The organism is Porticoccus sp. (genome assembly GCF_965660005.1).
Classification (GTDB): Bacteria; Pseudomonadota; Gammaproteobacteria; order Pseudomonadales; family Porticoccaceae; genus Porticoccus.
In genome coordinates this window covers 1-7960 of record NZ_CBFHYF010000061.1, presented here as the reverse complement: position 1 = coordinate 7960, position 7960 = coordinate 1, and the positions used below count along the sequence as shown (strand labels likewise).

Sequence of the window (7960 nt, the reverse complement as noted above, 5' to 3'; positions counted from 1 at the left end):
AGAACTTCTGGATGTTGGCCTGCTTGGTGGTGTCGCCGGTGATCAGCAGTGAGCGACCCTTGTAGCTGAAGCGGTACCCCACTGCGGGTTCCACCGGGGAGTGGTCCACCGCGAGCATTTCTACCTTTAATCCCTCACCCTCGTAAACCAGGGTCAGTTCACCCATGGGCGGCTTGTCAAAGGGCACTGCCTGCATGCCAGCTGCACTCATGGGAGCCACCAGGTCGCCGTGGTGCTCGTGGCGATACGTAAAGTCTTGGGCATAGGCGGCGTTGAAGCCGTCCATTACCCGCTCTACCCCGCGCGGGCCATAGACAGGTAGGGGGCGTCATTGTCGCCCCCTGCCCAGCGTATGGTGCTGATTTCGCGCAGGCCATCGATATGATCCGAGTGGAAGTGAGTAAGGAACACACCTTTGACGCTGCCTGGCTGGCAACCCATGCGGCCCAGGTTACGCGGACCGTCGGTACCCGCATCCACCATGAAGAGCTGTTTGCCTGCCACCACCGCAACGCAGGGGCCGGAGGCGTTGGGAGCGGGCAGTGGGCCGCCCGCGCCGCACAAAGCCAGATGCAGGCCGTCTTCCAGTTCCGCGACCGCATCTGCTCCCATGCGGGATTCCAGGCCTTTTGCCATCAAACGGCTGGCGATATTTGCACGCTGGCTGTAGGCCAACACCGCGATAGCTAGGGCGATTGCACCGATGGTAACTAGCTTTTTCATAGAGTTCTCCTGTTGGGATCTGGTCAGTGTAGCAATTTGAAAAATTATCATATATATTGACACAAATACTGTCGATATATTATATCTAGCACGTCCTGCTGCCAAGAAACGAGGTCAACGATGAAAAAGCTCTTGCCTGTACTGGTGGTCGTGGTGGTCATTGGGGGGGTGTTTCTGGCCGCATTGCCGACAATCCTGCACAAGGCCGGCCTGCATCCCGAGTACTCAGGGCCAACCACAACACTGCCCGGCATGCGTGCCCTGATCATCACTACCAGCCACGGCGTGCTGGCGGCGCCTGGGGAAACCGAGGGCCCGGCCACCGGGGTGATGGCCTCTGAGTTTACCCACCCCTACTATACGTTCCTCGACGGTGGCATGGAGGTGGACATTGCCAGCGTCCAGGGCGGTGAAATCCCCATTGACCCCCAGACATTGCAATACATGATCAGATCTCCGGAAGACGATCGCTACCTCGATGATGCCATTGCCCAGGCCAAGGTGAAGAATTCCATTCCCATTGCCGATGTGGATATCGACCAGTACGACATCGTGTTCATATCAGGTGGCTGGGGCGCAGCCTACGACCTGGCGCAATCCCCCATGCTGGCGGCGAAGGTGAGCGAGTCCTACTACGGTGACAAGGCTGCGGTAATCGGTGGTGTCTGCCATGGCGTACTGGGCTTGGTGACCGCGCGCGCCCGCGATGGCTCGCTACTGATTGCCGGGCGCCGTATGACCGGGGTGACTGACAAGCAGATCAAGGAACTCGGTATTGAGTTAACACCGCTGCACCCGGAGGCGGCATTGCGTGAAGCGGGCGTTGTATACGAAAGCCAGACCGCATTTAGGGATTTTTTTGCCACCCATGTGGTGGTGGATGACGAAAAGCGCTTTGTCACCGGACAGAACCAGAACTCGGGCCTCGAAACCTCGCATCGTATGATGCAAGTACTAGCAGAACGGGAGTGATAGTGATGAACAAAATCTTGAAAGTACTCGTGGTGTTGCCGGCCCTACTGTTCTTGGTGACCGGTGTGCGCTGGCTGGTAGCGCCCGCGGGCGTGGCCCCCATGTTCGGCCTGACCCTGGGGGAGGGCGTGGCCCTGAGTTCCCAGGTGGGAGATATGGCCGGTTTCTTCCTGACCCTGGGTAGTTGTATGCTGATAGCCTTGATCACCGGCCGCCGTAGCTGGTATTACCCGGCTATCATGTTGCTGGCGATCACCGCAGTTGGCCGCATCGTCGCCTGGATGAGTCACGATGCGACCCTGGCCCTGGGCTTGATTGGCCCTGAAGTGGTTGTTGCCATCATTCTGCTGGTGGCATCCCGGCGCCTGCCTGAAGCGGACTGAGCCAGTGGGCTTCGCTGTTGTCAGGTGCTTGGTGCTGGTCGGTGTCCTGCTATTGGCAGGATCCGGATTTGCACAGGTGTTGGACCCGCCAGAGGAGGTTCCACCTGAGGCCGTAACACGGTCGAATATCGTCTTCATTCTTGCCGACGATCTGGGCTTTACCGATATCGCGCCCTACGGCAGCGAGGTTAATACCCCGACGCTTTCAGCGCTGGCGGAGCAGGGTGTGCGCTTCAGCAATTATCACACTGCTGCCAACTGCGCCCCGGCGCGGGCCATGTTGCTGACTGGCGTGGACAATCACCTGGCGGGTGTGCCCAATATTCCTGAGATGCTGGCGCCGGAGCAGCGTTCACACGCACACTACCAGGGCGTGCTGGGCGACAACGTGGTTACCGTGGCAACATTGCTCGAGGGCGCTGGTTATCACACTTATATGGCCGGTAAGTGGCACCTGGGTTCTACCCCGGACAAACTGCCCAGCAGGCGAGGTTTCCAGCGCACGGTGGCGATGATGGATTCCGGTGCTGATAACTGGGAACAGCGTCCCTATCTGCCCATGTACGATGAGGCCAACTGGTTTGCCGATGGCGAGCGCTTCACCCTGCCGGAAGATTTTTACTCCTCCCGCTTCCTGATCGACAAGACCATTGAATTTATCGACAGCAATATTGGCGACGGCCGGCCATTCTTCGCCTACGTGCCGTTTATGGCGGTGCATATGCCCGTGCAGGCGCCCCAGGAGTTCATCGACCGCTACATGGGGGTGTACGACGCCGGTTGGGACGTATTGCGAGAGCAACGCCTGCAGCGCGCGGTCGGCTTGGGGTTGGTGCCGGCGGACACCGCCATGACCCGCATGTCGACAACCGCTGATTGGGATGCCCTGGATGACGAGCGCAAGCGCTACGAGGCCAAGCGCATGGCGGTTTACGGTGCCATGATTGAGGCTATGGATTATCACATCGGCCGCCTGGTTGATTACCTCAAGTCCACCGGGCAGTACGAGAACACGATTTTTGTTTTCACCTCGGACAACGGCAGCGAGGGCAGTGGCCCCGCCGACCCGATGGCTTTCCCTGCAAGCCTCGGTCCTGGACGGCTTGGCTATCACAATGACTACGAGCGCCTGGGCCTGAAGGGCAGTTACAACACCATCAGCCCCAGCTTTGCCAGCGCTGCTGCGAGTCCGCTGTCGTTCTACAAGTTCTACACCGGGGAGGGCGGTATGCGCGTGCCCCTGATCATTGCCGGTGAACGCCTGCCGCGCAAGCAGGTGTTGAGCCCTGCCTTAGCCTGGGCCACGGATATCACGCCGACTATTCTGGCACTGACAGGTGTCGATGCGCCGGGCTCTCGCTACGCCGGCAGGCCGGTACTGCCGATGATCGGCCGAGATCTCAGCCCGCTTCTCGATGGCAGTGCTGACCGCGTGTATGGCAAGGAGGATGTGGTGGGCTATGAACTGACCGGTCACGCCGCTCTGTTCCAGGGGGATTACAAACTGGTGGTGAACCAGCCGCCTCTCGGTGACGGGCAGTGGCGCCTCTACAACATCGCCGAGGATCCGGGGGAGGTCGTCGACCTGGCCGCCGAGCAGCCGGTAGTGTTCCAGCGCATGCTCGCCCGCTACCAGCGCTATGCGCGTGAGAATGGAGTACTGCCGTTGCCTGCCGGTTACACGCAGATACGCCAGTTGGTGGCCAATACCCTGCAACAGCAATACCGCGAAGAGTTACTGTTATTTCTGTTAACCCTGCTGTTGCTCACCCCATTTTACGTGGCCTACCGAATGAGAAGGAATAGCCGACGATGACTGAAAATCACAAGCTCTACGCCATTACCCACTCCCTGTATTCCGGACGTGCTCGCTCCTACCTGATCAAGCAGGGTATTGCCTTCCAGGAACTGTCCACAGGCCACGAGGGCTTCAAGGCGGAAGTGCTTCCTAAAGGTAAGCTGGCGACCATTCCCACCCTGGTGACACCGGAGGGCGAGGTGATTCGCGACGGTGCGGCGATAATCGAGCACTTCGAGGCGGCCAACGGCAGGCCCTGTCGCCCGGCGGGGCCACGACAGCAAATTATCAGTGCCCTGTTCGATGTGATCGGCAACGACGGTCTGCTGCGGCCGGCCATGCACTATCGCTGGAATTTCCCAGAAGACAACCTCGAATTTGTGCGCTACCACTTCCTTCACTCCCAGCGGGATACGCCCCAGCGGGAGGAAAAAACCGAGGCCATGATGAATCGCATGCGCCACGCTGGCATGATTTTCGGTGTCACCGACCAGACCCGCGATCTGGTTGAGAGCCTGTATCTCGAGTATCTCGACGCCCTGAACGCACACTTTGAGCAGTACCCTTACTTGTTGGGGTGGCGACCCAGTGTTGGTGACTTCGGGCTGCTGGCGCCGATGTACGCGCACCTGGGCCGCGATCCCCATCCCGCGCGCTTGATGCAGCAGCGCGCCACCCGCGTTTATCGCTGGGTGGAGCGGATGAACCGCGCCGACCAGGATGCTCCTGAATATTTCCATGCCGCGACCGATTTCCTGCCAGATGACGAAGTGCCGGAAACCCTGCTGGCGGTGTTGCGTGTGCTTGCACAGGATTTCGTGCCGGAAACACGGGCGGCGGCAGAGTTTATTAACGCCTGGTTGGCGCAAAACCAGCCGCAGGCTGGCGAGCCCGCGGTGGGGCGCCTCGCCCAGGCGATGGGAACCGCCGAGTTTACATTGCGCGGCGAAACGATCACTGCGCTCGCCCAGCCCTACCGGTTTTACCTGTTGCAGCGGGTGCAGTCTATATATACGGACCTGGACAGCATGGGCCGCGCCGCGGTGGAAGAAATGCTCGATGCCTGCGGTATGTCCGCCATCCTCGGCACCACCCTGGACCGGCGCATCACCCGCTCGGACAACCTCGAGGTCTGGGAATAGGGAAATAGTGGTCTGTCCCCTATTTCTCCAATTTTGAACTAGGAGAAACATCATGGGATTTGAAGTAAGTGAAAAAGTCAGGGAGATAAATGCCCGGCTGGAAGCGTTTATGGAGGAGCACATCTATCCTCGTGAGCACGACTGGAATGAATTCACACTGAACCAGGATAACCTGTGGCAGGTTCCGGATTGGTTTGATGATCTACGTGAAAAGGCCAAGGCTGAAGGGCTGTGGAACCTGTTCCTGCCTCACGAGTACCAGCCCTGGAGTCCCGGTCTGACAAACGTTGAAATCGCCCCATTGTTTGAAACCATGAGCAAGGTCATGTGGGCCCAGGCGGTGTTCAATTGTAATGCCCCCGACCGCGGCAATATGGAGGTACTGGCCAAGTACGGTACGCCTGAGCAGCAGGAGCAATGGCTGGAGCCGCTGCTCGCGGGTGAGATCCGCTCTGCCTACGCGATGACCGAACCCCAGGTGGCCTCTTCCGATGCCACCAATATGGAGCTCGAAATAAAACGCGATGGAGACGAGTACGTACTCAACGGGCGCAAGTGGTGGACTACCAACGCGGTTCAGGAACGTTGCAAGATCATGCTCGTGATGGGTCTGTCGAATCCCGACGCGCCCCGTCATCGTCAGCACTCCACCATCCTGGTGCCGCGAGATACGCCGGGAATAAAGCTGGTGCGCCCCCTGCGGGTGTTCGATAATTTTCATTCACCAGGTGGTGAAGCGGAATTCTTGTTTGAAGATGTGCGCGTGCCCGTGAGCAATATGATCAAGGGAGAGGGATGCGGCTTTGAAATTGCCCAGGGCCGCCTCGGCCCGGGCCGTTTCCAGTACGCCATGACGTTGGTGGGCGCAGCCCAGCGGTGCCTGGAACTGATGTGCGCTCGCGCAGAGGATCGGGTCGCCTTCGGCGAGAAACTGAGCAAAAAAACCAGCGTCCAGCATGAAATCGCCCGCTGTCGCTGCGATATCGAGCAGGCGCGCCTGTTGGTATTGCAAGCCGCTGAGATGATGGACAGGTACGGCGTCAAAGCTGCCATGCCCTATATCTCCATGGTCAAAATTGTGGGCCCAAATATGGCGCAGAATGTGGCGGATCGCGCCATGCAGGTATTTGGCGGTATGGGTGTCTGCCAGGACACCATGATCCCGGATTTATTCACCCACGCGCGCTTCTGCCGAATCGCCGATGGCCCGGACGAAGTACATATGTCCCAGCTGGCCAAACTCACTATCCGCGAACTGGCCGGCTAAATAAATAGGGGACAGACCACGATTTCCAAAAGGCGAAATCGTGGTCTGTCCCCTATTTCCCTCGCTGTCTAGAAGTCGTAGCGCAAAGTCGCGCCGTAGGTACGTGGGGGAGCGAGGTAGTAGCTGTCCTGACCGCTGAATAGTTGTGTGATCAGAGTCTGGGCAGCGTATTCATCGTCGGTCAGGTTCTTGCCCCAAAGCGACAGGTTCCAGTTGTCGTTGCGCCAGCCGATCTTGGCATTGAGCAGCTCACGGTCGTCAAAGTCTTTGTCTTCCAACTGATCGGCGCTGGCGCCATTGGTGACATGGTCATCCATGAAGATGTAGTCGGCGCGTAGATAAATGCCGCCGTCGGCGAGAGGAAATACCAGTGTTGCGCCGAGGTTGCCGCTGTACCCAGCTGTAAAAGGCAGGGCCTGGCCCTCTCTTGGGCCTGCGGTAATCTCGTAATTGTGCATGTACAGTAGCCCGGCTGTCAGCGTCAGGTTGGGCAGTGGTACGGCATCCAGTTGAATGTCTAAGCCGGACACCCCTACCTCGCCATCGTTGCTGACAAAGGTGCCGATGCCTGCATCTGCCTGCTGTTGGTACTGGTATTCCTCAATTTCGGAATAGAAGGCCGCCGCGTTGAGGCGCAGGGTGGAATCAAGCAGGGTGGATTTGAATCCCAATTCATAGCTGGTGGTTTTTTCATCGTCGAACTCGCGAGTCTCGGGGGCGCCCGTTTGCCCGGAGAAATTCCAGGATTTGCTGCCTGTTGAGGCACTGCCGTAAACCATGGTGCTGTCACCGATGTCATAGGCCAACTTGGCCAGCCAGTCCACGTTGTCGCTGCTGCGATCAAGGGTGACGTCGATGGGAGTGCTGACGATATCCATGAAACTACCCAAAGCAGCCAATGGTGCGCTGGAAAAGGTCTCACTGAACAGCTCAGCTTCGCGTTCCTGGTCCGTCCAGCGCAGGCCCCCGGTCAGGTGCCAACGCTCGCCGATGTGCCAGGTGGCCTGGCCAAATATTGCCAGGGTCTCGTTATCCCAGATGTCTTGATAGGCGGCGTAGTCACCGGGTTGTGCAATCAATGCCACGGAGGGTACTGGCAGTGGCAAAGCCTGTTGGTCGGCGATGGTGATGAAGTCCTCACCGAGGATGGCAGTGGGAGTTTTGTCGCCGCGCTGGGTGGTTTGCTCGTAGTAGAAAAGCCCTAGCTGGTAGTCAATATTGTCTCCCAGGGAAGAGTCCAGGCGCAGTTCCTGGGAGAAACTGTCGCCCTCATTGTGTTCATCCAGCGTAAACTGATCCAGCTGTGATCGGTCGGCATCATAATTGCTTTGATACTCGTAGTCGTTCCAGGCGGTGATAGAGGTGATGGAACCCCAGTGCGGTGTGTAGTCGATATGCAGCGAGACCAGGTCAGATTCCATGCTGAAGGCGTCCTGATAGGTGGTGGCAATTTCATAGTCGTACGGATTATTTTTGTCGGGCGACAGGCCCTGATCGATCAGTTCCTGCTGTACTGCATCGCCCTGGGCAGAGTCAGCAGTGCAGCAGGTGGTATCGCGATCAACGTGGGCAGCGCTGAGCAGGATGCTCAGCCGATCGGTGGCATCCCATAGCAGCTTGCCTTGGAGATTCCAGTCATCGGAATCATTCTGGTCGTCGATACCGCTCGCAGTGC

General features: G+C 58.5%; 7 protein-coding genes and 1 pseudogene. 5 read left to right on the top strand and 3 right to left on the bottom strand.

The features are described from left to right. A pseudogene (locus tag ACTF5G_RS09575) lies at positions 1-286 on the bottom strand (MBL fold metallo-hydrolase); the annotation flags it as partial. 8 nt (positions 287-294) lie between these two features. Next, entirely contained in the window at positions 295-723 is a 429-nt protein-coding gene (locus ACTF5G_RS09570; RefSeq protein WP_438952586.1) for an MBL fold metallo-hydrolase, read from the bottom strand. Between the two features lie 120 nt (positions 724-843). Here ACTF5G_RS09570 and ACTF5G_RS09565 point away from each other — a divergent pair, with 120 nt between their 5' ends. Genes ACTF5G_RS09565 through ACTF5G_RS09545 form a run of 5 tightly spaced genes read left to right on the top strand, consistent with a single transcriptional unit; the run spans position 844 to position 6285 of the window. Then, complete coding sequence (locus tag ACTF5G_RS09565; RefSeq protein ID WP_438952585.1) at positions 844-1695, top strand: type 1 glutamine amidotransferase domain-containing protein; 852 nt, start codon at positions 844-846, stop codon at positions 1693-1695. A gap of 5 nt (positions 1696-1700) precedes the next feature. Continuing rightward, positions 1701-2078, top strand: a complete 378-nt coding sequence (locus tag ACTF5G_RS09560) for a hypothetical protein (protein ID WP_438952584.1) — start codon at positions 1701-1703, stop codon at positions 2076-2078. Between the two features lie 31 nt (positions 2079-2109). Beyond that, positions 2110-3894, top strand: a complete 1785-nt coding sequence (locus ACTF5G_RS09555) for an arylsulfatase (protein WP_438952583.1) — start codon at positions 2110-2112, stop codon at positions 3892-3894. Then, on the top strand, positions 3891-5018 hold the full coding sequence (locus ACTF5G_RS09550) for a glutathione S-transferase N-terminal domain-containing protein (RefSeq protein ID WP_438952582.1): 1128 nt from the start codon (positions 3891-3893) through the stop codon (positions 5016-5018). Before ACTF5G_RS09555 ends, ACTF5G_RS09550 begins: the two co-directional genes overlap by 4 nt. Before the next feature lie 52 nt (positions 5019-5070). Continuing rightward, complete coding sequence (locus ACTF5G_RS09545; protein ID WP_438952581.1) at positions 5071-6285, top strand: acyl-CoA dehydrogenase family protein; 1215 nt, start codon at positions 5071-5073, stop codon at positions 6283-6285. A gap of 68 nt (positions 6286-6353) precedes the next feature. On the opposite strand, the gene ACTF5G_RS09540 is transcribed toward ACTF5G_RS09545, so the two are convergent. Then, positions 6354-7960, bottom strand: a 1607-nt coding sequence (locus tag ACTF5G_RS09540) for a TonB-dependent receptor (protein ID WP_438952580.1), incomplete at its 5' end; no start/stop codon positions are given.

Excerpts from the sequence above, each read along its gene's own strand:
- ACTF5G_RS09570 (WP_438952586.1), bottom strand. The coding sequence starts at position 723 with ATGAAAAAGCTAGTTACCATCGGTGCAATCGCCCTAGCTATCGCGGTG.
- ACTF5G_RS09565 (WP_438952585.1), top strand. The coding sequence starts at position 844 with ATGAAAAAGCTCTTGCCTGTACTGGTGGTCGTGGTGGTCATTGGGGGG.
- ACTF5G_RS09560 (WP_438952584.1), top strand. The coding sequence starts at position 1,701 with ATGAACAAAATCTTGAAAGTACTCGTGGTGTTGCCGGCCCTACTGTTC.
- ACTF5G_RS09550 (WP_438952582.1), top strand. The coding sequence starts at position 3,891 with ATGACTGAAAATCACAAGCTCTACGCCATTACCCACTCCCTGTATTCC.
- ACTF5G_RS09545 (WP_438952581.1), top strand. The coding sequence starts at position 5,071 with ATGGGATTTGAAGTAAGTGAAAAAGTCAGGGAGATAAATGCCCGGCTG.